At 43.5% G+C, this 23,258-nt stretch carries 22 protein-coding genes and 1 pseudogene; 8 read left to right on the top strand and 15 right to left on the bottom strand.

Features of this window, described 5'->3' with window-relative positions; translation table 11 throughout:
* Positions 1-11: 11 nt before the first annotated feature.
* Positions 12-203, bottom strand: coding sequence for a hypothetical protein (locus R2Q85_RS06145; RefSeq protein WP_316810872.1), 192 nt, complete (start codon positions 201-203; stop codon positions 12-14).
* A gap of 182 nt (positions 204-385) precedes the next feature.
* On the opposite strand from R2Q85_RS06145, the gene R2Q85_RS06150 reads away from it, so the two are divergent.
* A complete protein-coding gene (locus tag R2Q85_RS06150; RefSeq protein WP_316810873.1) occupies positions 386-931 on the top strand; it encodes a hypothetical protein in 546 nt (181 codons plus the stop codon).
* Between the two features lie 73 nt (positions 932-1,004).
* Here the strand turns inward: R2Q85_RS06150 and R2Q85_RS06155 are convergent, their stop codons facing one another.
* The gene (locus R2Q85_RS06155) at positions 1,005-2,180 is read right to left on the bottom strand and encodes an MFS transporter (RefSeq protein WP_316810874.1); all 1,176 of its coding nucleotides are present in this window, start codon (positions 2,178-2,180) and stop codon (positions 1,005-1,007) included.
* A 71-nt stretch (positions 2,181-2,251) separates the two neighbouring features.
* Between R2Q85_RS06155 and R2Q85_RS06160 the strand changes: the two genes are divergently transcribed.
* On the top strand, positions 2,252-2,644 hold the full coding sequence (locus tag R2Q85_RS06160; RefSeq protein ID WP_316810875.1) for an acyl-CoA thioesterase: 393 nt from the start codon (positions 2,252-2,254) through the stop codon (positions 2,642-2,644).
* Positions 2,645-3,096: 452 nt separating this feature from the next.
* Here R2Q85_RS06160 and R2Q85_RS06165 read toward each other — a convergent pair whose 3' ends face one another.
* Both R2Q85_RS06165 and R2Q85_RS06170 read right to left on the bottom strand, forming a co-directional pair.
* Positions 3,097-4,626, bottom strand: coding sequence for a glycoside hydrolase family 10 protein (locus R2Q85_RS06165; protein WP_316810876.1), 1,530 nt, complete (start codon positions 4,624-4,626; stop codon positions 3,097-3,099).
* Positions 4,627-4,704: 78 nt separating this feature from the next.
* Positions 4,705-5,151, bottom strand: coding sequence for a KTSC domain-containing protein (locus R2Q85_RS06170; protein WP_316810877.1), 447 nt, complete (start codon positions 5,149-5,151; stop codon positions 4,705-4,707).
* 43 nt (positions 5,152-5,194) lie between these two features.
* Here R2Q85_RS06170 and R2Q85_RS06175 point away from each other — a divergent pair, with 43 nt between their 5' ends.
* On the top strand, positions 5,195-6,100 hold the full coding sequence (locus tag R2Q85_RS06175; protein WP_316810878.1) for a sugar phosphate isomerase/epimerase: 906 nt from the start codon (positions 5,195-5,197) through the stop codon (positions 6,098-6,100).
* A 129-nt stretch (positions 6,101-6,229) separates the two neighbouring features.
* On the opposite strand, the gene R2Q85_RS06180 is transcribed toward R2Q85_RS06175, so the two are convergent.
* On the bottom strand, positions 6,230-6,976 hold the full coding sequence (locus R2Q85_RS06180) for a phosphatase PAP2 family protein (protein ID WP_316810879.1): 747 nt from the start codon (positions 6,974-6,976) through the stop codon (positions 6,230-6,232).
* Between the two features lie 72 nt (positions 6,977-7,048).
* Positions 7,049-7,861 (bottom strand): SDR family NAD(P)-dependent oxidoreductase, encoded by an 813-nt coding sequence (locus tag R2Q85_RS06185; RefSeq protein ID WP_316810880.1) that lies wholly within the window; start codon positions 7,859-7,861, stop codon positions 7,049-7,051.
* Positions 7,862-8,060: 199 nt separating this feature from the next.
* Here R2Q85_RS06185 and R2Q85_RS06190 point away from each other — a divergent pair, with 199 nt between their 5' ends.
* Positions 8,061-8,927, top strand: coding sequence for a glycerophosphodiester phosphodiesterase (locus R2Q85_RS06190; RefSeq protein ID WP_316810881.1), 867 nt, complete (start codon positions 8,061-8,063; stop codon positions 8,925-8,927).
* On the opposite strand, the gene R2Q85_RS06195 is transcribed toward R2Q85_RS06190, so the two are convergent.
* The 6 genes and pseudogenes from R2Q85_RS06195 to R2Q85_RS06220 form a co-directional block, all read right to left on the bottom strand.
* The gene (locus R2Q85_RS06195) at positions 8,911-9,804 is read right to left on the bottom strand and encodes a cation diffusion facilitator family transporter (protein ID WP_316810882.1); all 894 of its coding nucleotides are present in this window, start codon (positions 9,802-9,804) and stop codon (positions 8,911-8,913) included. The two genes, R2Q85_RS06190 and R2Q85_RS06195, sit on opposite strands and share 17 nt — an antisense overlap.
* A 72-nt stretch (positions 9,805-9,876) precedes the next feature.
* Positions 9,877-11,522 (bottom strand): annotated as a pseudogene (hutH, locus tag R2Q85_RS06200) (histidine ammonia-lyase).
* Positions 11,523-11,703: 181 nt separating this feature from the next.
* Positions 11,704-14,187 carry a PAS domain S-box protein gene (locus R2Q85_RS06205; protein ID WP_316810883.1) on the bottom strand — a complete coding sequence of 828 codons (2,484 nt, stop codon included), beginning with the start codon at positions 14,185-14,187 and terminating at the stop codon, positions 11,704-11,706.
* 420 nt (positions 14,188-14,607) lie between these two features.
* Entirely contained in the window at positions 14,608-15,060 is a 453-nt protein-coding gene (locus tag R2Q85_RS06210) for a carboxymuconolactone decarboxylase family protein (protein WP_316810884.1), read from the bottom strand.
* Positions 15,061-15,112: 52 nt separating this feature from the next.
* On the bottom strand, positions 15,113-15,967 hold the full coding sequence (locus R2Q85_RS06215) for a sigma-70 family RNA polymerase sigma factor (RefSeq protein WP_316810885.1): 855 nt from the start codon (positions 15,965-15,967) through the stop codon (positions 15,113-15,115).
* A gap of 273 nt (positions 15,968-16,240) precedes the next feature.
* Positions 16,241-16,696: a hypothetical protein gene (locus R2Q85_RS06220; protein ID WP_316810886.1), complete on the bottom strand. Its 456-nt coding sequence runs from the start codon at positions 16,694-16,696 to the stop codon at positions 16,241-16,243.
* Between the two features lie 144 nt (positions 16,697-16,840).
* Here R2Q85_RS06220 and R2Q85_RS06225 point away from each other — a divergent pair, with 144 nt between their 5' ends.
* Positions 16,841-17,092, top strand: coding sequence for a hypothetical protein (locus R2Q85_RS06225; RefSeq protein WP_316810887.1), 252 nt, complete (start codon positions 16,841-16,843; stop codon positions 17,090-17,092).
* Between the two features lie 23 nt (positions 17,093-17,115).
* Positions 17,116-17,829 carry an SRPBCC family protein gene (locus R2Q85_RS06230; protein ID WP_316810888.1) on the top strand — a complete coding sequence of 238 codons (714 nt, stop codon included), beginning with the start codon at positions 17,116-17,118 and terminating at the stop codon, positions 17,827-17,829.
* On the opposite strand, the gene R2Q85_RS06235 is transcribed toward R2Q85_RS06230, so the two are convergent.
* Complete coding sequence (locus R2Q85_RS06235) at positions 17,826-18,305, bottom strand: hypothetical protein (RefSeq protein ID WP_316810889.1); 480 nt, start codon at positions 18,303-18,305, stop codon at positions 17,826-17,828. The two genes, R2Q85_RS06230 and R2Q85_RS06235, sit on opposite strands and share 4 nt — an antisense overlap.
* A 101-nt stretch (positions 18,306-18,406) precedes the next feature.
* Here R2Q85_RS06235 and ychF point away from each other — a divergent pair, with 101 nt between their 5' ends.
* On the top strand, positions 18,407-19,501 hold the full coding sequence (gene ychF / locus R2Q85_RS06240; RefSeq protein ID WP_316810890.1) for a redox-regulated ATPase YchF: 1,095 nt from the start codon (positions 18,407-18,409) through the stop codon (positions 19,499-19,501).
* On the opposite strand, the gene R2Q85_RS06245 is transcribed toward ychF, so the two are convergent.
* Complete coding sequence (locus R2Q85_RS06245; protein WP_316810891.1) at positions 19,491-20,828, bottom strand: S8 family peptidase; 1,338 nt, start codon at positions 20,826-20,828, stop codon at positions 19,491-19,493. The genes ychF and R2Q85_RS06245 overlap by 11 nt on opposite strands.
* A 127-nt stretch (positions 20,829-20,955) precedes the next feature.
* Positions 20,956-22,329: a magnesium transporter gene (gene mgtE / locus R2Q85_RS06250; RefSeq protein ID WP_316811121.1), complete on the bottom strand. Its 1,374-nt coding sequence runs from the start codon at positions 22,327-22,329 to the stop codon at positions 20,956-20,958.
* A 225-nt stretch (positions 22,330-22,554) separates the two neighbouring features.
* On the opposite strand from mgtE, the gene R2Q85_RS06255 reads away from it, so the two are divergent.
* Complete coding sequence (locus R2Q85_RS06255; protein WP_316810892.1) at positions 22,555-23,187, top strand: hypothetical protein; 633 nt, start codon at positions 22,555-22,557, stop codon at positions 23,185-23,187.
* Positions 23,188-23,258: the final 71 nt, after the last annotated feature.

Here is a 23,258-nt window from a genome sequence, read left to right on the forward strand (position 1 = left end):
TGTTCCGGTATTTAGTTCAGGCGGTAATCTTTAAAAGACTTTAGCATGGGGCTGTAATAAACCCTGTAGGTATGTCTTTTCTGGCAATCCTCACATCCGCAATCGTCTGCAGGACTTGTACAATAACACTCTTTTCCACAGCCATTGGGATAGCGGTCAAAAAGCACGCTGATTTCCCAATCAAATTGATTATACTTCTTCATTTTCCTTTTTCCTCCTTCGATAACAGCTCTTCTTTAGCATTGGTCATTAAATGTACAGGGATAAATTAAAACCAGTAATGGAGGATCGGTATAAAGGCAGATCGGATCGTTGAAATCTGGCTTTAGCGCGGCAGCCAGGTTCTGGCATGAAAGTAGCACAGTTCTTATTAAATTTAAATAAGATGAACTTACCTTCCTGGAAGCAGATTAACTTTAAGAAAATCAGAAAAGATGTCAGGAATGGCTTTACCAGCCTTGCTGAAGGTGGCTTTAAGCAGATATTTAACCAGATTGACCAGTTGGGGATCAAGAAAGGGGTTGATACCATGGGTGTTGATAAATTTATCAATCAATGTGCCTTACTGGCCGCCGGTTCGGGTGCCATCACTGGTGTAGGTGGCATTGGCACCATGCTGATTGGGACGCCCCTGGATGTGATCAACCTGATTACCCAGCAATTCCGGGTAACGATGGCCATTTCATACCATAACACAGGTAAATATGAGATCCGTTTTGAAGATTTCTTCAAGATCGTAGCTTCCTCTGTTAAAGCCGACACCAAACTGGCCATCAGTAAAAACATCATGGAAGAAGTTGCAGAAAAGATCGTCATGAGTTTAGGTTCCAAAGCCAGCCGACGTTTGGTGCCGGTTGTGGGTGGTATCATTGGCGGCACCGTAAATTACCTGTTCATTAAAGGAATTGCCAAAGAACTGAGGGAAAAATAGCGGATCAAAGCATCATTCCTTTTGCTTAACATCAGGTTAATTCTAACGACATTTTACGTCCTTCATCTGCTGATTAAAATTTACGTTTCATTTGATAAGCAATAGCCACCAGCACCAGCAAAAACCCACTAAATCCCAGTGCCAGTGGTAAAGAATAACGATGCGCAATAAAGCCAAGTATGGCCGGCCCCGCAAGCTGACCTGCATAACCGATGGTAGTAATGGCAGGGATAGCTGCCGAAGCAGGCACATTTTTCAACCGTCCCCCTTCACTGATAAACACCGGAACAATATTGGCGGCACCCAATCCCAGTAATATAAAACCCAATAGCGCCGTAAGCAGCCAGGGTGTAAGTATGGCTAAAAACATACCTGCCGCAGCAATCAGGCTCCCACCGATGACCACCTTCCTGCTGTCCAGATGGGCCAGCAGTTTATCGCCCAACAAACGCATCACTGCCATGGCTATGGAGAAGGCAGCGTAACCGACACCAGCCAGTTCTTCATCAGTTTTCCTGTTCTCTGTAAGAAAAACAGCGCTCCAGTCCAGCATGGATCCTTCTGCAAGGAAGACAGCAAAACACATACAGCCAAGGAAAAGAACACCAGCTGTTAGCCAGGAGAATGACCGGGTTTTATCGCTTTGATGGTCAAAAGCGAATTCCTTAATAATTGCCTTTTCTGTCTGCACATCCAGTAATGTGCTATATTTCCAGGAAAGAATGCCAATGAGTAAGAGGGCAATGCCGATTGCAGCGGTAACCGGATCCAGGCCCAGCTTCATCAGAAACCCCAAACCCAAGGCTCCCAGCAATCCACCCACACTAAAAAGCCCGTGAAGGGAAGACATGATGGGTTTACCATATTTGTTTTGTACCTGTACCCCATGTGAATTCATTGCCACATCTATCGTACCAACGGCAGAACCGAATACAAACAGCACCAGGCCCATCCATAACGGATTACTCATGATCAAAAGTAAAGGAAGCATAAGGGCCATAACCAGCCCGGAACAAAGCATGACGATCCTGCTGCCATATTTATTGGCCAGCAGGCCACTTAGGGGCATCATACAAATGGCCCCTGTACCCAGTAACAAAAGCAACAGCCCTAAACTTGCATCATTGAGCCGGAGCCTTTCCTTTGCATATGGAACCATAGGTGCCCAGCTGGATATGCCCAGGCCGCAAACTAAAAATATGGCCTTTGTGGCACGTCTCGCTTTTATTATTTTTTCAATCCCTTGCATTGAAGGCAAAGATATTGCAACTAAATGCAATTTCTATTTAGCATCAATAATATTATTGTGATCTTTACCATATGCAAGATTACCTGTTTGAAATTGAACTGAAAGTAAGAGATTACGAATGCGATATCCAGGGCATTGTAAATAATGCCATATACCAGTCTTATTTGGAGCATGCGCGCCATGAATACCTCCTTTCCAAAGCAATCTCCTTTAAAGAGCTAACGTCGAAAGGCATCCTGGTTATGGTTTCCCGAATAGAGATGGACTTTAAAAGGTCACTGACCAGTGGAGATACCTTTGCAGTAAAACTCCGGACAGAAAGAGACGGCCTAAAACTCCTGTTTTATCAGGACATATACCGCCTTTCAAACCATGCCCTCTGCTTAAATGCAAAAGTCGAAGTCATTGCACAGATCAATGGCCGGCTGAACAGGGGCGCTATCTTTGATACTTTAGGCTTTTAATGTTTGCATCATAAATGGAAAAATGACCGTTCTTCTCTGAGGCATGGCACGGGTTTTTCTTCCCGACATCTGATTTTGTAGGCAATTTTACCGTACATTTCCAACTGCGAACGCAGTGCGAGAACTCTATGCTTCTTCTTCAATCACCTATACTGGCCGCATCAGGGTCATATCTCCTTCGGCTGCAGCCGAAGCAATGCCCTACATGAACCGAACATGAACCGAGCGTGAACCGACCAAACTCCAACCTTGCAGGCCAATGGCAGGAGTACAACAGCAGCGCAGCAGGATAGTGTGTTATACGGCTATAGCTTTGTTGTTTGATAGCCGACTCATTGTAGTGTTAGAAAGAAAATTTACCTTCTCTGAAGAGGCTTAGCGTCTTTTCAGTTTTTCTGTTAAAGAAAAACTGAAATTATGCAGCCTTAGAAGAGAACGGTTAATTTTCCACCTCAGAGAAGAACGGTCATTTTTTCACTTTCATTCCCCGTTCTATCCACTGCGCTTACCGCAACTTTGTTCAGCTTCAGTCCGCCTTCCATTGTAGGCTTCACCAAAAACCTGTCCTGACGGTTCAATATCACATAACTCCAGGTATTTCCGTACTGATAGTACACTACCCATCTGAACACATCTTTCGCATCAGCATGGTTCCAGCTAACCTTTAACTGTCCCTGCTGCAAAGCAGTACTCAGTACCGGTGCTACCGGCGCTTTATCATCCAGCCAGGAACTTGGGGGCACAAGCGCTTGTTTTTTGTACGGGCCTTCTAAAATCCCCTTGATCACTTTTTCGTGTTTGGTCAGTCCGGCAATACTCCAGTGTACCGCTCCCATGCTATTCGGCAACATTCCGCGGGTAATCATAATCTGGTTAATTACCTCATCTACATTTTTATCGTCGCCACCTAAACCTACATTCATACCGGGCCACAGGTGCCTGTTCATGGTATTCTCGCTGGCCCACCAACCGAGTAATACCGGAAAACTCTGCTTTATCGTATTTACTCCCCAGTACAACTGTGGGGTAAAATAATCAATCCAGCCTTTATTTAACCAAAGTTTAGCATCAGCATACAATTTATTGTACTGATCCATCCCTTCGATGGATGCAGGATAACCAGGCTTCCAGATACCAAAAGGGCTCAGGCCAAATTTTACATATTTCTTTTCAGCCTTGATCTCTTTGTACACCCGCTCAATGAACTGGTTTACACTCTGCCTGCGCCAATCGCCACGGTTAAGCTTGCCGCCAATTTTTTGATAAGTACTCCAGCTGCCTTCGTCAGGAAAATCTGCACCACCATTGTAAGACTCGTAAGGATAGAAATAATCGTCGAAATGTACCCCATCAATGTCGTATCGCTTAACAATATCTTTAACTACAGCAGCAGCGTGGTCTTGCGTTCCTTTGTTGGAGGGATCCATCCAGTATTGTCCATCTTTCAGTTTCACCACCAGGTCGGGCCGCTTTTTAACGATAGACTGCTCGCTCATGTCTTTGGCAGACAGGTGATGGGCACGGTAAGGGTTCAGCCAAACATGCAATTCCAGACCGCGATCATGCGCTGCCTCAACCCAGAACTGCAAAGGATCATAATAAGGATCAGGAGCCTGTCCCTGCTTACCGGTCAAAAACGCGGACCAGGGCTCCAGGCCACTTTTATAAAGTGCATCTGCCTGAGGCCTTACCTGGAATATAACTGCATTAAAATTGTTTTTTTTCAGAAAGTCGAGCAAAAAAATGGCTTCTTTTTGTTGCTCAGCGGTGCTTAAACCTGGTTTGGAAGGCCAGTTGATGTTGGCTACGGAGGCCACCCAAGCCGCCCTGAATTCTTTGGCTGCCTGAGGGTTAGCCGACTGGATTTTAGGATCCGCAGCAGAAACTACTTTCTTGCTGGTACCACAGGAATAAAATAAAAACAGGCCGCTGCAGCAAAGTGCAAGCAAGCCTTTTTCAAAGAAGTTAACAAGCGTTTTCAATATTTGTTGGTTTTTATAGCTACAGCAAAGCTAAAAAAATATTGACCCTAACCTATATTAAAATATTCTCTATCGAATTTAAGCCGTTTGCAGCTTCGCTATATTCCTGTAGGGGAAAGCAGGAAAAATATGACGACGTGCAAATCTGCCCGGGGAATCCGCATTTACCAGTTTCACATAAATAGCCTTAGGTACGCCAAAATATTCGTAAGCACTGCCATCAAGGAATTGTACCGTAAGTACCAGGCCAGCCCAGTTGAAATCCGCAATACCACAATTTGTAATGGTCTGCGTATATTCTTCTATCGACAGTTCCAGCGTTTCGGGAGCAATGCTCACCAGGAAATGATAAGCTTCTATGATCTCCTTGCTTTTGGTTTCCGCTTCCAGTTTAGCGGCTTCGCTGTCCTGAAATTTATCAGGGTGCCAGTCTTTCATTAAATTCCGGTATATGGTTTTTAATTCTTTCAATTCGGCATCCTTTTGTACACCCAATAGTTTTCTGTAATCAGTGATTTTCTTCATAAAATTTGCGCAAAGGTAAGGTATTTTATTTACCTTAGAAAGCATGAAACAATCACGCCGCAGTTTTTTAACTCAACTTAGCCTCTTATCTGCCAGCCCATTGCTTGCAAGCGCTGATCTGTTTGCTACAACCCTGCCCGTTTCAGCAATCCAATATGGCTATGCAGCAATTACCTGGGGCAATGACATTAAACAATCTATTCTCGATATATCTGCCCTTGGCTTTAAGGGCATACAGCTCAGAGCCAATGCCTTTACCGAGTTTGGCCAGAAACCAGAAGAGCTGATCCGGTTGCTAAAAGCAGCAAAACTGGAGCTGGCCATGTATTCGAGCGGAAATGCCAATATCAACACTGGAAATGATGAGGCAGAAATTACCAAACACGTGGAAAGCGCGCGGTTTGTAAAAATCCTGGGCGGTACCAGCATCCAGCTTACCAATTCATCAAGACCTAAAACTGGTGAGGTAAGCAATGAAGATCTGGTTAAATATGCTGCCCTGCTAAATGAGATTGGTAAACGTACCGCTGCCATAGGCATAAAAACAACTTACCACAACCATATGGGCCAGCTTGGGCAAACACCGGAAGAAGTAGAGGTGATCCTGAAAAACACAGACCCAAAATATGTAAAGCTCTTATTAGATGTGGCGCACTATCAGCAAGGTGGCGGAGATCCGGTGACGGCAATAAAAAAATATAAAGACCGCCTGGAGTGCCTGCACATTAAGGATGTAAAGCATACCGACGATGCCAAAGGCTATATATTTGTAGAACTTGGACAGGGACGGGTTGACCTGTCTGCAGTATTTGCGGCATTAAAAGCAATTAATTACCATAAATACGCTATTGTTGAACTGGATGCCGTTCCTGTAAAAGGACGGACACCATTGCAAAGCGGTCAGATCACCAAAGATTATTTAACCAGCAAACTCAAGATCAGGATTTAAACCCTCCTTTCTACCGGACAGACTGGGAATTTAGCGAGGTTTTCCGGGGGCTTTTACGGGCTGGAGACCCCTTTACCCCGTAAAAGCCCCAAGATCCCCCGAAGTAATCCTTAAGATGGACTGGCCTCGTTAAAACCGGCTGGCGAAAGAAATGCCTAAGGCCTTGTCCTGATACACAGGCACAAGGGAAAAATCATTGGTCCTATTACCGCTGACCAGTTTTTTCAGGTGTGGATAGGCCAGGTAGCTCAATTTTGTAGACAGGATGCCAAAACCCGCTCCGGCAACCACATCGCTTACCCAATGTCTGTTGTTGTACAGTCGGAAAATCCCAGTTGCACCTGCTACGGCATAACCGGCATAGCCAATCCATGGAGAAACATCCTTATATTCCTGTTTTAAAAATTCGGCGGCGGCGAATGATGTTGCCGTATGACCGGAAGGAAAAGAATCATTGCTGCTCCCGTCGGGGCGCATACGCCCGGTTGCCGACTTAACGATAAGGGTGGAAGCTTTCATTAATCCGTAAGAAATGGCATATATGCCTGTTGCATCAACCAGGCTATGCTTTCCTTTTACGCCCGATAGATTTAAAGCATAAACCGCTGCTGCCGGGGCGTATTGCATAAAATTGTCTGCATGTACAGAAAACAAAGGATGATCTTCCTGTAATTCGTCCCTGGTTGTAACATCAAGATCATGTACGAAATTATTCCCCCCACCCATTGCTCCATAGCCCAGAAAAATGGCAGGGATAATAAAAGGGGCTATTTTAAAGGCTGGCTTCTTAGTCAGGGTATCCGCGCTGGATTGCTGGGCTATAGTAAATAAGGGAAAGCACAGCACAAGCAGCAGGGCACATTTCAATTTCATCATTTTCAAAACAAATCATTTCAAAGCTAATATACAATTTTGAAGGAAATCTGTTTCTTTTTAAACTCCTGAAAACTATTTAAAAATAAAGGGGATTCTTTCCGCTTTATAATTTAAGGCGTTTGTGGTACCGGCGGTTACATCTATAGTAACCCCTGTTATTTTTCCTGACAGATCTGAAGCAAGAAATACAGCTACGTTAGCGATGTCATTCATCATGGGCAGCTTTTTAAGCATCGTGTCGTTTTCCAGCTTTTTGATAAAGTCAGCTACTTCTGCTCCACCGCTGGCAAGCGCTTCCCTGAATGGTCTTGAATCCGGTGAACCGGCCGATCTGATGTTCACTACCCGCACACCGTAGGGCCCAAGCTCTGCAGCCAGGTCTCTGGAAAAGCCTTCAAGCGCACAGCAGGCAGGGCCAAAGCCACCAACCAATGGGTAGGCTGTCCCTCCAGGTGTCGCTGTAAGAGAAAGGATCACCCCTGAACCCTGTTTCATCATTAGCCTGGCCGCAGCCGTTGTGGTTAAAAAGTGGGTTTCCATAGCGATATTGATGGGACGTGTAAAATCATCCAGTGACATCTCTGTCAGGGGAATATCCTGGGTATCCTGGGTGTTGATCAGGTTAAAGGAAAGATCGATACTACCCGCAGTACGGGCCACGCTAAGGATATGATCATGGACCGCTGTCGGATCCAGGGCATTTACTTCAGCTATTTCTGTCTGTCCGCCAAAGCCCTTGATCTTTTCTGCCACCTTTTGAAGAGACGCCAGCCGGTGCCCTGTAAGAAACACCTTTGCTCCTGCAGCGGCCAGCGCAGTGGAAACAGCTCCTCCTATTGATCCTCCCGCACCATAAATTACTGCATTTTTGTTGTGAAGTGTCATGTATTACGCTTTATATGTCTTACAAATTTAGGTGCAAACCTCGTTGCCCATGCGGTCTCAGCATGACAAATAAGAGGGGGATTCGCGACAATTAACAGAATTTTACACAAAAAATAACAAAACACAATATTTTTTAACACCAAAAAAAGCTAGTATTGCAGCAGATTATCACACGCACAATGTAACCGTCATGTTTAAAATGAAACTTTTAATTTCCTTTATCTTCTGTATTTTAACGTATTGCACTCACGGACAATCGAAGCCAGAGTGGCATGCGCATCGTGGTTTCAGAGGCCTGATGGCAGAGAGTACCATTCCGGCTATGAAAAATGCCATGGATCTTAAAGCAGATGTACTGGAATTCGACATTACATTTACCAAAGACAAGCAGGCAGTAGTTTCTCATGATCCAAAGCTCGACTACCTCATCACATTAGACAAGGACGGCAAAGAAATTTCCAAAACAGCAAACCTGGCAATTTATCAAATGAGCTATAAAGAGCTTAAAACTTATGACATTGGGACTAAGCAACATCCGGACTTTCCGCTGCAAAAGAATTATAAGGCCCATATGCCCCTGTTAAAAGAATTATTGGATTCGGTTGAACGCTATGCCACAGAAAAAGGCTATAAAAAACCGGTTTACAATATAGAAACCAAAACTTCCAGGGCCAGAGATGGCATCTATCAGCCTGCACCAGAAGAATTTGTAAAACGTCTGATGAAAGTGATTTATCAAGCTAAGGTACAGGATCGGGTAATCATCCAATCTTTCGACCCCCGGACATTGGAAATCGTAAAAAGGGATCATCCGAAAATTCCGGTTATGCTCATTACGGTGAAGGGTAATTTAACAGATAATATGAAAAAACTGAGCTTTCTTCCTGATTATTATGCACCATCACCAAACCTGATCAACAAGGAAGTAATTGATTTTTGTAAGCAAAAAGGAATAAAATTGCTCTGCGGAAATACAAACAGTAAAAAAGTGATAGATGCAATGTTGAAACTGGGCGTAACCAGGGTTTGCAGTGATTATCCTTATCCGCTTATTCCGGCTGAATAAGTACAAAGTGAACCAGTTGAAACTCTTTTTTTATGCTTTCGCGAATGCGTTCTATGGCCCCAGTGATCTCCTCCGTATCCAGATGGTCTTCAAAGTCTATAATGAGCATTAACACGATTTCCTCGGGCGATTGATAAGTAGAAAGTATATTTTTTACTTTCAGTACTGCAGCATCTTTTTCTGCCAGCTGTGCGATCTTCTGCCTCGTTTCAGGAGCTATCCCTTCTCCCATGAGCAAACTTCTGCTTTCCCTTGCCAGGATAAAAGAAACAAAAACCAGCAACAAACCTACGATTACTGATGCCAATCCATCCAGCTCCGGAATTTGCAGCTCATGGCTGATGCCCATCAGTATCATTACAATAATCAAACCTGCTACAGCTGCGCCATCTTCGAAAACAACGAGAAAACTGGAGGGGTCCTTGCTTTTTATAATGGCGTCCCACCAGCCCACTCCATTACGGGTTTTATTAAATTCTTTTACTGCAATGAACAACGAAGTTCCTTCAAAAATAAGCGAAAGTATCAGGACAACATAGTTCCAGCCAGGGTCTTTCATCAATTCCGGCTCCCTGATGTGCGCAATTCCCTGATAAATAGATAAAGCACCGCCCAGACCAAAGATGAGAATAGAAACCACAAAAGACCAGAAATAAAGCTCCTTTCCATAGCCGAAGGGGTGGTATTGATCTGCTGGCTTCTTACTTCTTTTTAATCCGTATAACAGCAACAACTGATTGGTGGTATCTACTGTAGAATGGATCCCTTCAGAAATCATAGAGGAACTGTTGGTAAATGCCCCGGCAATAAACTTTGTTATTGCAATCAGCAGATTAGCAGCGAGCGCACTATAAATTGATTTTTGATTGTTGGCCATCGGTTATTATGGCTATTAAACAGGTGCCTGGCAAAATTGTTTGGATAAAAAACCACCTACAATAAATCCATATTAAAAGGTCTCAAACTGGGTTTGGAATGCAGTTTCGTAAAGGACATTTTCTTTAACCGCTGTCTTGGCCAGCAACTTTACAATGCTTCCTGATTGCACCATATCGACTACAGTTTGCATCATTTCGTACATGATCTGGTCCTGCTCCAGGTGAGCAACTTTTGACCGCACAAAACCATGTACGGCCTCAATCAGTTTGCCTGACCTCAGGGGCGCGAGATAATCCAGCGCCTGCGCGGCACAGAAAAGCTCTATTCCTAATATTTTCTCCACATTCTCTATCACCTGCAAAGCTTTACGGCCGCTGATGGAGCCCATACTGACATGGTCTTCCTGCCCCAGCGAAGTGGGGATGCTATCGGCACTTGCAGGAAAACAAAGCCCCTTATTTTCACTTGCCAACGCAGCCGAAGTATACTGCAAGATCATAAATCCGGAGTTCAGCCCGGTTTCCCGCATCAGCAGTTTAGGCACACCTGCAGTATTCCCTTCCAGGGAAAGATAAATCCGGCGATCGGAAATGTTTCCAATCTCTGAAGCTGCTAAACAAACATAATCCAGCGGCATGGCAATGGGTTGTCCATGAAAATTACCACCACTTATGGTTAGCTCTTCACTGAAGATAACCGGGTTGTCCGTTACCGAATTGATCTCTGTTTCCAATGTCTCTTTCAGGTGCAGCCAGGCATTCCTTGAAGCCCCATGTACCTGCGGGATACAGCGCAGTGAGTAGGGGTCCTGCACTTTTGCACAATCCTGATGGGAACTTAAGCGCTCAGAACCTGCCAGCAGATTACGGATATTTGCCGCAACATGCTGGTTTCCTTTATATGGCCTCAATAAGTGCAACTGCTCATCAAAAGGTTTTGCCGAACCCAGTAAGCTTTCCAGCATCATAGCCCGGTGAGATCTGCCGTAGCCAGCACATTGTAAAAACGCGCTACTACCTTTACCGCGTGCGCAGCAATAAACTGGGTACCGTTGATCAATGCCAGACCTTCCTTTGCAGCCAAAGCTATGGGTTTCATGCCATGGTCGTTTAACAGTTTTTCAGTGGAAATGATGTGGCCTTTATAATGCACTTTTCCCAGCCCGATTAACGGAAGAAAAAGATGGGCTAAAGGTGCCAGATCACCGGAAGCACCCACAGATCCCTGTTTGGGCACCAGGGGTATGGCACCAGTTTCCAGGTGCCATATCATCCGGTCAAGTGTAGCTTCCTGAATACCGGAGTATCCTTTGGCAAGGGCCTGTAACTTAAGCACGAGCATTAATCCCGAGATCTCCTCAGCTATGGGCTCACCAATACCCACCGCATGACTTTTTAATATGTTCTCCTGAAGTTTACGGGTATCTTCGGCAGAGATCATGGTAGTGCATAATGGCCCGAAGCCTGTATTAATACCATAGACCGCTTTGTCTGCAAGGGCAATTTTTTCCACTACTGTACTGCTTTGCCGCACTTTCAGCCGGGTATCGGCATTCAATATACCTTTCAGCGTTCCGCTGCTGATCGCCAGGGCCTTGCTGGCCGTAAGAAAATCTGCTCCGTAATTAAAAACCTGTTCAACACTCATATCGACAATCTTTAACGCAAATATAACGCCTATACCTGATCCGGTGGTAAGACCAGTTACACCATCCATCAACACCTCATTTAACCACACTGCTATAAGTACCCTGCTTTGAAAGAAAAATTACCTTCTCCGACGAGGCATCGCGTCTTTTTAGTTTTTTCAAAAGAAAAAACTAAAATTTTTCGGAAGCTCTTATTGATTTTGGACCTCAAGAGCGCTGACGCGGTTATGCAGACTCGGAAGAGAACGGTCATTTTTCGCTTGGTATGGTAAAATAAAAGGTAGTACCGGCCCCCTCTTCACTTTCTGCCCACAATGTTCCGCCGTGCTTGGCCACAAAATCATAACAAAGGCTCAAGCCAAGACCAGTTCCTTTCTCTCCCAATGTACCATAAGTGGTGTAATTCGAATTTTTATTGAAAAGCTCAGCGATTTTATCCTTAGGAATCCCAAGCCCGTTATCTTTTACTGAAAAAAGTATTCCATTGTCATTGCCCCTGGCCCTTATCATCACTAATCCTCCTATATTGGTAAACTTAACAGCATTAGACAAGAGGTTACGGATAATCGTTTCCAGCATTCTGATATCTGCATGAAAAAACAGCTCACCGGTTAAAGAAGGAATAATTTCTATATTTTTTTTAACCGCCATCGGCGAAACCGTCTGAATGCATTTATCAACAAGGCCAGCCAGGTTGATGATTTCAACCGGGTTAAAACTAACTGCGTCGAACTGCGATTTAGCCCAGGTAAGCAGGTCTTCCAGCAATACATTGGCATTAGACAATTCCGTTTTCATCATAGAAAGATAGGTATGTACTTCATCTGCCGAACTGGATTCAAAATCCTTAAGTGTCATATCCAGCAATTGCAGGCTTCCCGATATGGGATTTCTCAGGTCATGACCAATAATCGAAAACAATTTATTTTTCTGTTCGTTAGAAGCTGTAAGTTCGGTGTTTAAGGCCTGCAGGGCATTTTCATGGAATTTCCTGGTGGTCACATCTCTCATGCTGCCTTCAGTACCGGTAATCACACCATTTTCAACAATTAATCTGGCATTCACCGAGGCGTACCGCAGCTCTTCATCTTTCGTTTTCAGCCGTACCTCAAAATCAATTACCGCTCCGCTGATGCGCAGCTGCTCTACGATACGTTCGCGGTCCTGTGTATAATAATAAAAATGATCTACCGGCATTCCAATGATCTCTGTCCGGGAATAGCCGGAATGCTGTGCTATTGAAGGACTGATCTCCGTAACAATGCCTTCCTGATTGGTTTGATAAAATACATCCTGTACGTTTTCAAAAATCGTACGGTATTTTTTCTCGCTCAGCACCAGGTCATTCTCGATCTCCTTTCTCCTGGTAATGTCTTCAATCTGCGACACGTAATGCAAAGGTTGGCCATTGCTATCGTAAAGCATGGTGGCCGCGATAACTACCCATATGGCTGATCCGTTCTTATGAACATATCTTTTTTCATATTTCACTTCTTCAATCTCACCTTTGGCCAGGTCATTTAGAACAGCAAGACTGCCTTTTAAATCTTCGGGATAAGTAATGTCCTGAATCGTCAGCGCTTTCATTTCAGCTTCTGTATATCCCAAAATCTGGCACAGGCTTTTATTTACCTTTTCCCAGCGACCTTCAGGACTGATGAGTGCCATGCCGATTAAAGAATGTTCAAAGGCCTGCTTAAACTGGGCCTCACTCTGGTACAGTTCTTCTTCCAGTTTAACACGCTTGGTTACATTAAATGCCACTGCACCAACCAGATTACCCTCTCCTCCTGCGTCCTGAAACGGGAATTTATAGGTTTTATAATACTGGGCATGCCCATTGTGGTCCCTCAACATCTGATGAAATTCTTTGTTTGCCCCGGATTGCAGCACATCATGATTGTTCTTATGGGCATTCCGGGCGATATCCTGGCCAAAAATTTCTTCCAGCTTTCTGCCAACTACGTCCATCGGCAAATGCAAAGTATCAAAAAAACACTTATTGGCATACCGCAGCACATTCTGATCATCGGTAATCCAACAGAGTCCTGGCAATTCGTCCATAAAGGCATAAAATCTCCGCTCATTCATGGCAAAACCAATCTTTCCGGCATTATTGGTAATATTGGAGATCACGTCATCCAGTTCTGCAGCAGATTTCGAAAGATACTCATGCAATACATCCTGGTCCATATCCGAACAATGGTTCTTCAACAGATCAACAAGGGACATGATACGGGATAGTGGCGCCCTGACCTGGTGCGAATGCATCCAGGCAATATCCGTAAGTTTTTTATTTTTGCCCTCAATTTCTTTGATGTAGTTCCTGTTTTCGGTAATGTCTCGTTGAATAGAGACCCAGTGTGTTACAGTTCCGGTATGATCGGTAACAGGACAAATATTGATGCTGACATCATAAGGCCTACCATTTTTGGTGTAATTGACCAGTTCCAGGTTACAAGGTAATTTATGCTTTAAGGCGTATTCAATTTTTTGTAAACCTTCCTGCAACAGGTCATGTCCATGAAAAATACTTGGTTCAACTCCTATCAGCTCCTGCCTCGAATAGCCAGACATCCTGACCAGGGCATCGTTTACATAAATGATATTTGGACCAGGATTAAAACTGGCATCTGTAATCAGCACCCCGTCCGTAGTATTGATCACCACTGACTCCAGCAGTTTCGACCAATGCTCCTCTTCAATTTGTTCCTTATGATGTGCTTTTTTCATTTCTTCTCCTGTCTTTCGCTTCTTGATAACGAAATGTAGTACTATTAACGTTAAAAACACATAGCTGGTGATATTGATTTAATATGCTTCAATTAGATTAAAATATAAGCAACTCAGCCAAAGAGAGTTGTATTTTTGATAGGTTTAATATTTTTTGTCACCTGTCCGACCATAGCAATTGCCTGTCTGATGACCTCCTCATAGCTGACCAACATGCTGATCACCTTCCTGGAGAAAGATTTACCTGACAACAAAAAAGCAGGGTAGTCCCACGCCTGGCCACCCTGCCTGAAGGAAAAATTACCTTCTCTGAAACGGCCTCGCGTTTGTTTAGATTTTTCGTTAAGAAAAATCTGAATTAATGCAGCCGATGAAGAGAACGGTAATTTTTCACCATTATGCAGCCTCCGAAGAGAACGGTCATTTTTTAATCTGATAACTCCCCGCAACAATCCCGGTTGATTTAACGATCCGGTTCCAGGAATTGATCTGGGCAATGGCAACCGTAAGGTTCGCAATTTCTGCTTTGTTAAAATACTTTAGCAACTCGTTATGCAGCGGATCAATATCCACCCCTTCCCCCATTATGGTCAGCAGTTCTGCAAACTCAAGTACCACACGCTCCTGCGGTGTATAATAAGGTGCCTCTCTCCAGGCCGAAACCGAAATCAAACGCTGAACCGTTTCTCCGGCATGCAAGGCCTCTTTAGAATGCATATCCAGGCAATATGCACAGCCATTGAGCTGCGAAACACGAACATCCATCAATCTCAGCAGACCGTGATCAAGACCGCAATGATCTATATAATCCTGAACACCTCTTAATGCCGCCATCAGGCTTTGCGGAACATCACTGTTTTTAATTCTTTCCATAATGATATTTTTTATTCCTTACAGACAAAAAAACAATATCCGATGTGACAGTTTAGTGAAATCGATTCAAATCCCGCAGCTTATCCGGATTTCTGATGATGAACGTACGGCTGATCAGCCCCGCAGTAAAAGCAAAGGTGATACAGGTAACCAATCTGCCTGCTACATAATAAAATAAAGCTGGCTCCTGGTTAATATAGCCTTCTTTAACTACAGATGTTTCATAGAACTTAGCATAAAGCCCCAATAAAAGTGCAGCTACAGACTTTTTGCCGTACACCGGTTTAATGGCTGCTTTAGCTTTACCACCACCATCTGAAACAGAAACAATATCTTCATTCAGCAAGTTCTCCAAACGTTGCATGTCTCCGGATTGGAGCACGTTTAAGTACTGGTTTAAAAAAGATGCCGGCACAGGGCTACCCTGCAACTGCTTCGGATCGCCTATATTTTTCTTAGCCCTGGTTAACAGCTGCCTGGAAAGCTCAGGTTTAATCGCCAAAAGATCTGCAATTTCAGTATGCTCATAATCAAATGCTTCTTTTAAAATAAAAACTGCACGCTGCCTGGGGTTTAATTTTTCCAGAAGCACCATCATCGAATAGGAAAGCAGCTCTCTCCGGTTAATCCCGGTATCCGCTCTTTCCGTAGCCACAGGTTCAGGAAGCCACTCTCCCTGGTAGTTCAATGCCGCTTTCTTTAATTTTTTCTTTTGATTGATGGCATGATTGATCACCATCCTGATCAGGTAAGCCTTAACATTAGCTATATTTCGCTGATCCAGTTCCAGAAACTTCAGCAATACATCCTGTACCACATCTTCCGCCTCTGCCAAAGAGCCGCAAATGTTATAGGCATAGGTTTTTAAAGTTGGCCTGAGTTGATCAAGCAATGCGGCAAGCATCATATAAGAAGACTAAAAGCTCAGTTTCATAACAGGAAAACTACCCTGCAAAGCTAATAAAATTGGGGGAAGTAATCATCTTAAAACCCCTGCCTGACAGAAAAATTACCTTCTCAGACGATGCCTAGCGTCTTTTCCTTTTTTCTATTAAAGAAAAAAGGAAATTTTTCGGAAGCTCCTATTGATTTTGGACCTCAAGAGCGCTGACGCGGTTATGCAGCAATCGGAAGAAAATGGTCATTTTTCATCATCGGAAGAGAACGATCATTTTTAATACTAAGCGTATTGATGAACGCACAAACGCGCCTGAAACTCCAGCAACTCTCTTTTACGTTTAACCAGATCCGTTTCCCGGGCTTTACTCACATCGTAACCGATCGCCTCAAACTGTTTCAGAGTGTGTTCCAGTTCATAAAAATCACGGTACTTCATTTTCAACTCATCCAGCACATGACGCTGGGCTGCAATAAAATGGAAATATTTAAAGATATGCTTGTCGCGTTCCAGCAAAGCTGCATTTAAAACCTCCACCTCATCCTTATACTCAGGATTTCCCGCTATTTCACACAGTCTGTAGATCGATGACATTGCCTGAACGTTAAACAACTGGTCAATGTGGTAAATAGGGATGACTACAGGATTTTGGTAAATGTTTTCCAGGTTTTCGGTAAAGGGATCTCTGTAATTGAAATATCCCATGTAAACATCCGGATAGTTTTTATCATATGCCATAGAAATGATCAATTTATTTGGTTGTTCGATGTAACAAATTAAAAAAACAAAACATAATTATCCTACAATTTGTTCTCCTATCAACACTGTACCCTGATCTGTAATTATTGGATAACGTACGCAATATGTTGAAAATTTACCACAATGAAAAGAACAAATTTACAACAAGCTGATTTTGAAATCACTATTCAGTTGAATGGGGCAAAAAAAACCCTAAAAATAAGCATTAAAGAGACTACCGATGGTGTAGAATACTTCAATTGTAACATAAATAATAAAAACATCACCCAGGTAAGGAAGGAAAAAGATGGCAACTGGGAACAAATATGGGGAAATCTTACCCCACAAGAAGTAAATACAGTTGGCGCAGCCATTACTGCCAAAATCGAGGTGTAATTACGGATAATAACCAAAATATAATGAGCATACATCAAACCAATCTAAAACTCCGCTCCGGTAAATTCTCTATTGAAAAACACCATTATGAAAATATTGGCTTAAACGAGCGCATGGTATCTATGTTTTTGGGAGGAATACTCATCAGCAAAGGGATCACAAGACCATTCAGGGCACCATTTCTATACGGTGCATACCTGGCTTACCGCGCTTTTACAGGAAGGTGCCTGCTATATGAGCAACTGGGGATTGATGCCAGCAAGCCGCACGCGATAAATATAAGGGGAGAATTTGTGATCGACCGGCCCGCAAATGAAGTTTATACCTATTGGCGTAACCTGAAGAACCTTCCCGGCAGCATTAAACACCTGCTCAATGTCGAAATGGTTGATGAAAATCTTTCCCGCTGGAAATCGAATGTAATGGGTAATGTATTTTCAATCGATTGGGAAGCAGAGATCGTTAAAGATGAACCTGGCCGTCTGATAGGATGGCGCTCAGCACCGGGCACCATGATACATCATGTAGGCAGGGTTGAATTTGAAGCCACACCAGATCAACAGGGCACCCTGCTAAAGGTAGTACTCTCCTATCACCCTCCTGCAGGTGGAATAGGCTTGGGCCTGGCAAAACTGCTGAACCCATATTTTGAAAGCCTGCTCAAAAAAGAAATCAAAAGCTTTAAACATGTCATTGAGCGTAAACCTGTCGCTATAAACGGAACCGCAAATTATTAAGCTGTTCCTACTTTAGCAATCACTGCCAGCAAAATGCTGATCATATTGATAGCCAATACAACGATGGTAACGATGCCCCAGAACTTAAATACAGATTTCATCTTCTTCATGGCAACCGTAAAATTCTCCTGATCGGCATACAATACGGCAGTATTTGCTGCATTGGAATATTTGAATAATAAAAAGCTGGGATAAAACAACATCAGCGAGATACAGAGGAAATATACTGTTAAAAATGCTGTTCCGAGTTGTACCAGCGGACTACCTGGTGCAACAGCAGTCATTGTTTCCATAAGCCCGTTTGCACTCAGCGCCATCAGGGCCAAAAAAGCAGCAAAAACTAAACCTACAATAGAAAGAAACCTGGTCCATTTTGACGTTTCATAAATATAACTCCTGATCTCTTCAGTTACCTGTAAACTCTCCTGCTCCTGGCCTGCTTCTTCAACCGGCGTTGTATCTTCAAAATTATCCATAGTTTAATCCTTAATTGTTCAATAGGGTTTATTACCCTAAACATAAAAAATATTTTTAAAAAATTGATACCTTTGCGCCAAATCAAGAAATAAAATCATTCATGGCATTACAATGTGGTATCGTTGGTTTACCAAATGTTGGAAAATCTACATTATTTAACTGTTTATCTAACGCAAAAGCTCAGGCTGCTAATTTCCCTTTCTGTACTATCGAGCCCAATATAGGTGTAATTACCGTACCGGACGAAAGGTTAACAAAATTAGCCGAACTGGTTAAGCCCAACCGCATCGTTCCAAATACCATTGAAATTGTAGATATTGCCGGCCTGGTAAAGGGCGCTTCCAAAGGCGAGGGCCTGGGTAACCAGTTTCTGGGCAATATCAGGGCCACCAATGCAATTATTCACGTATTGCGTTGTTTTGATGACGGGAATGTGATCCACGTGGATGGTTCTGTTGATCCCATTCGCGATAAAGAGATCATCGATACGGAATTACAGCTGAAAGACCTGGATACGGTTGTTAAACGTATTCAAAAGGTAGAAAAAATGGCCAAAACCGATAAGGATGCCAAAAGAACTTTCGACATCTTAAGTGTAGTCAAAACACATCTGGAAAGCGGGAAATCGGTACGTTCTGCAGCAATTTCTGCGGAAGATTTTGAATACATCGAAGACCTGGGCCTGCTGACACAAAAACCGGTAATGTATGTATGTAACGTAGATGAAGGTTCTGTAATTGACGGCAATGCATATGTAGACCGGGTTAAGGAAGCGGTAAAGGATGAAAATGCGGAAGTACTGGTGATCTCTGCTAAAATAGAATCGGAGATTGCGGAACTGGAAAGCTATGAAGAACGTCAGGAGTTTTTAGCAGACCTTGGTTTGACCGAATCAGGGGTTAACAAGCTTATTGTTGCTGCTTATCGTTTACTCGATCTGTATACTTATTTTACTGCCGGCGTACAGGAAGTAAGGGCCTGGACAATTACCAAAGGCTTTACTGCACCTCAGGCTGCCGGTGTGATCCATACCGATTTTGAGAAAGGATTTATCCGGGCCGAAGTGATTAAATACAATGACTTTGTAACTTTGGGTTCTGAAAATGCTTGTAAGGATGCCGGGAAATTGGGTGTTGAGGGGAAGACTTATGTAGTAGAGGATGGGGATATCATGCATTTCAGGTTTAATGTTTAGTCATTCCCGCTGCCATTTGCAGGGCATTATAGGCATTTACAATGCCACCTGTAGTACAAAGTTCGGTCATGGCTACCTTCTGGCCCTTTGATTTCGGCCTGATCACCGGGAAATCAATTTTGGTTACGGATTGTTCAATGATGAATTTAATGCGTTTTGCTGAAAGTTCAGGATAATAGCTTTTGATCAGCGCTGCTATTCCAGCTACCACTGGCGTGGCCATACTGGTACCTGACAAAGCCTTGTATTTGTTATCCGGTAAAGTTGAATAAACTCCTACGCCAGGTGCAAATACATCAACCGTCTGATCTCCGTAGTTACTGAAAGGAGCAATCAATGCGGCGGCTGTTGCACCGCTGGCACCTACGGTGATCATATTGGAAAATTTTTTGTTGCCCTTGATATAAAAAGGAGTTGGATAATGTGGCAGGCTATCTACATCTACCCCATCATTTCCGGCTGCATTGATCAGCAGCACGCCCTTCTTTTCAGCATATTTAATGGCATCTTCTACCATTTTACGCTCTGGTGAAAGCTTTTTACCAAAGCTCATGTTGATGATCTGAGCCCCATTATCCACTGCATACCTGATGCCCAGCGCCACATCCTTATCGTATTCATCTCCATTGGGTACTACGCGGATTCCCATTAGCTCTACGGCATCAGCGATGCCATCCATTCCTTTATCATTTCCGCGGACGGCACCTATGATACCTGCCACATGTGTACCATGAAAATAAGGATCACCCATTAAGTTAGAATTGCCATAAAAACGGTCTTTGATATTCAGGTAATCGTCTTTCACCTGGAGGGCCCGGTAATTTACCGGTGCAATGCTGTCTTTTTTGGTCAGCAAACTCTTGCTCTTTAACCATATCTGGTAAAGCTGCCTGTCTTTCTTTTTTAACCCGTGTTCATTTTGCACCTTTTCGAACAAGGATTTGTATTTAAAATAAATACGTTGCTGCTCTGTGGCTTCCGCAGTAACCTGTCCGGTAGCTCCGCCCAAAAAATTCCAGCCCAGCACATCACCTTTATACCCATTACCATCCACATCCAGTTCACCGGGCTGTTCCTTTACATTTCTCCATAAATTCGCCTTCAGGTCTTCATGCAGGGTATCTATGCCCCCGTCCAGAACAGCTACCACTACTTTTTTGGGCGTTTTACCTTTTAGCAGTTCTGCATAGGCTTTTATTACACCAGTACCATAAATTTTATCTTCAGCTATAGATTTTAAATGCCAGTCTTGTGCTTGCGGCTGTTGTTGCGCAAAACTTAAAAATGGCAGGAGCAGGCAAGCCATTAAGCCTATCGTCTTCTTCATATAATTTTTCAGTTAGTTGGCTGCAACTTACAAATATTCTGCTATATCTACTAGTACTACAGGCTTATCTATCCATAAAATGACAGACGGCCGGGAAGAAAACCCATTGAAATAGGAAGAAAAACTGTTAAAGCAAGACTCCTGTCAGGAACAGTACCGCGACAGAGAAATAGATGATCAATCCGGTCACATCAACCAAGGTTGCCACAAAAGGAGCTGAAGAAGTTGCAGGGTCAGCACCTAATTTCTTCAATAATAAAGGCAACATTGATCCGGCCAGAGAGCCCCATAACACCACACCTACCAGTGCCACACCAACTGTTATGCCGATCAATGCCCAGTGAGGGCCGTACATATCGGTAAAAAAAGTCCACACAAATATCCTTAAAAAACCTATGGAGCCCAATACGATCCCCAGCATCAGACCCGAAATCAGCTCTCTTCTCATTACCCGCCACCAGTCTCCAATCGTGATCTCGCCAAGCGCCATGGCCTGAATGATCAATGTGGAGGCCTGAGAGCCGCTATTACCACCGCTTGATATAATTAAGGGCACAAACATAGCCAGTATAACGGCTTTTGCAATGTCGGCTTCAAAGTGTGCCATTGCCGTAGCTGTAAGCATCTCTCCGAGGAATAAAACCACCAGCCAGCCAATCCTTCTTCTAAATAAGCCAAAGATGGGCATATCCAGATAAGGTTCGTCCAATGCCTGGGTACCCCCGATTTTATGCATATCCTCGGTATATTCCTCATTCGCAATCCAAAGGATATCATCCACGGTTACAATACCCAGCAGCACATTGTGGTCATCTACAACCGGTAAAGCTACCCTGTTGTTCATCCGGAAAACATTGATGGCTTCTTCCTGTGGATCGTTTACCTTTAAAGCGATCAGGCGGTGATCGGTCAGTTCTCCGATCTTGGCATCAGGATCTGCCAGCAGGACCTCCCTGATCCTGATATCATCCAGCAATACCCCGTCTTTGTCAATTACATAAACCACATCAATCGTTTCCGAGTTTTTGCCATAGCGCCTGATGTGCGACAGGACCCGGCTAACCGTCCAGTCTTTTTTTACCGCCACATAATCCGGTGTCATCAAACGGCCAACACTATCCTCTTTGTAACCCAGCAAGGAAAGTGCCTCAATCCTGTCCTTTGCAGGTAACAGGATGATGAGTTTTTTAACCGCATCACCTTTCAGTTCGCTAAAAAGCGCAGTACGGTCATCTGGAGGCAGTAGGTTAATCAGCTCAGCCAGTTTATTTCCGGGAAGTTTTTTAATGATCCTTTCCTGGGTCGGGAAATCCAGGATCCTGAATACATTTACTGCCCTTTTTACAGAAAGTGTATCGATGATCCTTACCGCATGCTGAGGAAGCTCATCTATCAGGTGCTCAACATCCGAAATGTTTAAGTCATCCAGGTAAACTTTTAATTGTGCATCGTCATCCTGTTCTATCAGTTTAACGATTTCGTCAACAACTTCCTCTTCCATAAATATGCGTTCAGTTTTTACATCATCATCCCATTGATTTTCAGTTTTGCAAAAGTGCCTTTTATTTTTCAAAATAATGCTTTTTTATGCGATTAATTGACATTCCATTATCCATACTTTCGGCACCATTGTATACACTACATGAACCCATATAAAATGGAACAGGCAAAAACTGAGCGCATTGTTAAACATTTATCTCCCGGCAATGTTGTTATATAAAAAACCATGAAAAACCTATCCCTGCCTCTCTTGTCATTACTGTGTCTGCTGAGCAGTTTTAACCTGTGCATTGCCCAGCAGACGAGCGGCCGGCCAGACAAATTCTATACCATGAGTGGTGCCGGTTTTTCCTTCCCTGTTGGCGAAAACAGCGATTTCATGCGGCCAAAATTCTCTACCACACTAGGCGCAAACCTGGGCTTAGGTCAGGGTGGCCTGTTTCTTTACCCTAAAGTAAGTCTGCACGTTTTTGGATACGATAAAATCGATACCGAACCGGGATATCCCTCAGCTTTAAAAACAGGAAGGTCTACCACTTACCTTTTAAATATTGCCTTAGGCTATCGAAAAATCGTCAACAAGTTTGCATTTTATGGATTTCTTGGTGGCGGTGGCGGTTTCATCCTTAGCCCAAGAGTAGTGATAGACCCGGTTAATAACCAGGCCACCTTAAGTAATAAAACCAATTACCTGGGCATTATCGAACCTGGCCTGGGCATTGAGTACAATATTGGCGGGGCAAACCTCTTTCTGGAAAGCAGTTACATGAATGGCTTAGGAAAAATTCAGAACAGACATTTTGCAGCTGTTCCAATTTCGATCGGCATCAAGCCTAACCTGAGCAAGCTTTTTAAATGACGAATAAGCCTCCTGCAGTCCTGTACTTTACAATTTTTTCTCCAAGACCTACAATTGACTTTATAAGGAGT

It is taken from the genome of Pedobacter heparinus, assembly GCF_032678725.1.
In the GTDB taxonomy this organism is placed as follows: domain Bacteria; phylum Bacteroidota; class Bacteroidia; order Sphingobacteriales; family Sphingobacteriaceae; genus Pedobacter; species Pedobacter heparinus_A.

Excerpts from the sequence above, each read along its gene's own strand:
- R2Q85_RS06145 (WP_316810872.1), bottom strand. The coding sequence starts at position 203 with ATGAAGAAGTATAATCAATTTGATTGGGAAATCAGCGTGCTTTTTGAC.
- R2Q85_RS06150 (WP_316810873.1), top strand. The coding sequence starts at position 386 with ATGAACTTACCTTCCTGGAAGCAGATTAACTTTAAGAAAATCAGAAAA.
- R2Q85_RS06155 (WP_316810874.1), bottom strand. The coding sequence starts at position 2,180 with ATGCAAGGGATTGAAAAAATAATAAAAGCGAGACGTGCCACAAAGGCC.
- R2Q85_RS06160 (WP_316810875.1), top strand. The coding sequence starts at position 2,252 with ATGCAAGATTACCTGTTTGAAATTGAACTGAAAGTAAGAGATTACGAA.
- R2Q85_RS06170 (WP_316810877.1), bottom strand. The coding sequence starts at position 5,151 with ATGAAGAAAATCACTGATTACAGAAAACTATTGGGTGTACAAAAGGAT.
- R2Q85_RS06175 (WP_316810878.1), top strand. The coding sequence starts at position 5,195 with ATGAAACAATCACGCCGCAGTTTTTTAACTCAACTTAGCCTCTTATCT.
- R2Q85_RS06180 (WP_316810879.1), bottom strand. The coding sequence starts at position 6,976 with ATGATGAAATTGAAATGTGCCCTGCTGCTTGTGCTGTGCTTTCCCTTA.
- R2Q85_RS06185 (WP_316810880.1), bottom strand. The coding sequence starts at position 7,861 with ATGACACTTCACAACAAAAATGCAGTAATTTATGGTGCGGGAGGATCA.
- R2Q85_RS06190 (WP_316810881.1), top strand. The coding sequence starts at position 8,061 with ATGAAACTTTTAATTTCCTTTATCTTCTGTATTTTAACGTATTGCACT.
- R2Q85_RS06195 (WP_316810882.1), bottom strand. The coding sequence starts at position 9,804 with ATGGCCAACAATCAAAAATCAATTTATAGTGCGCTCGCTGCTAATCTG.
- R2Q85_RS06205 (WP_316810883.1), bottom strand. The coding sequence starts at position 14,187 with ATGAAAAAAGCACATCATAAGGAACAAATTGAAGAGGAGCATTGGTCG.
- R2Q85_RS06210 (WP_316810884.1), bottom strand. The coding sequence starts at position 15,060 with ATGGAAAGAATTAAAAACAGTGATGTTCCGCAAAGCCTGATGGCGGCA.
- R2Q85_RS06215 (WP_316810885.1), bottom strand. The coding sequence starts at position 15,967 with ATGATGCTTGCCGCATTGCTTGATCAACTCAGGCCAACTTTAAAAACC.
- R2Q85_RS06220 (WP_316810886.1), bottom strand. The coding sequence starts at position 16,696 with ATGGCATATGATAAAAACTATCCGGATGTTTACATGGGATATTTCAAT.
- R2Q85_RS06225 (WP_316810887.1), top strand. The coding sequence starts at position 16,841 with ATGAAAAGAACAAATTTACAACAAGCTGATTTTGAAATCACTATTCAG.
- R2Q85_RS06230 (WP_316810888.1), top strand. The coding sequence starts at position 17,116 with ATGAGCATACATCAAACCAATCTAAAACTCCGCTCCGGTAAATTCTCT.
- R2Q85_RS06235 (WP_316810889.1), bottom strand. The coding sequence starts at position 18,305 with ATGGATAATTTTGAAGATACAACGCCGGTTGAAGAAGCAGGCCAGGAG.
- ychF (WP_316810890.1), top strand. The coding sequence starts at position 18,407 with ATGGCATTACAATGTGGTATCGTTGGTTTACCAAATGTTGGAAAATCT.
- R2Q85_RS06245 (WP_316810891.1), bottom strand. The coding sequence starts at position 20,828 with ATGAAGAAGACGATAGGCTTAATGGCTTGCCTGCTCCTGCCATTTTTA.
- mgtE (WP_316811121.1), bottom strand. The coding sequence starts at position 22,329 with ATGGAAGAGGAAGTTGTTGACGAAATCGTTAAACTGATAGAACAGGAT.
- R2Q85_RS06255 (WP_316810892.1), top strand. The coding sequence starts at position 22,555 with ATGAAAAACCTATCCCTGCCTCTCTTGTCATTACTGTGTCTGCTGAGC.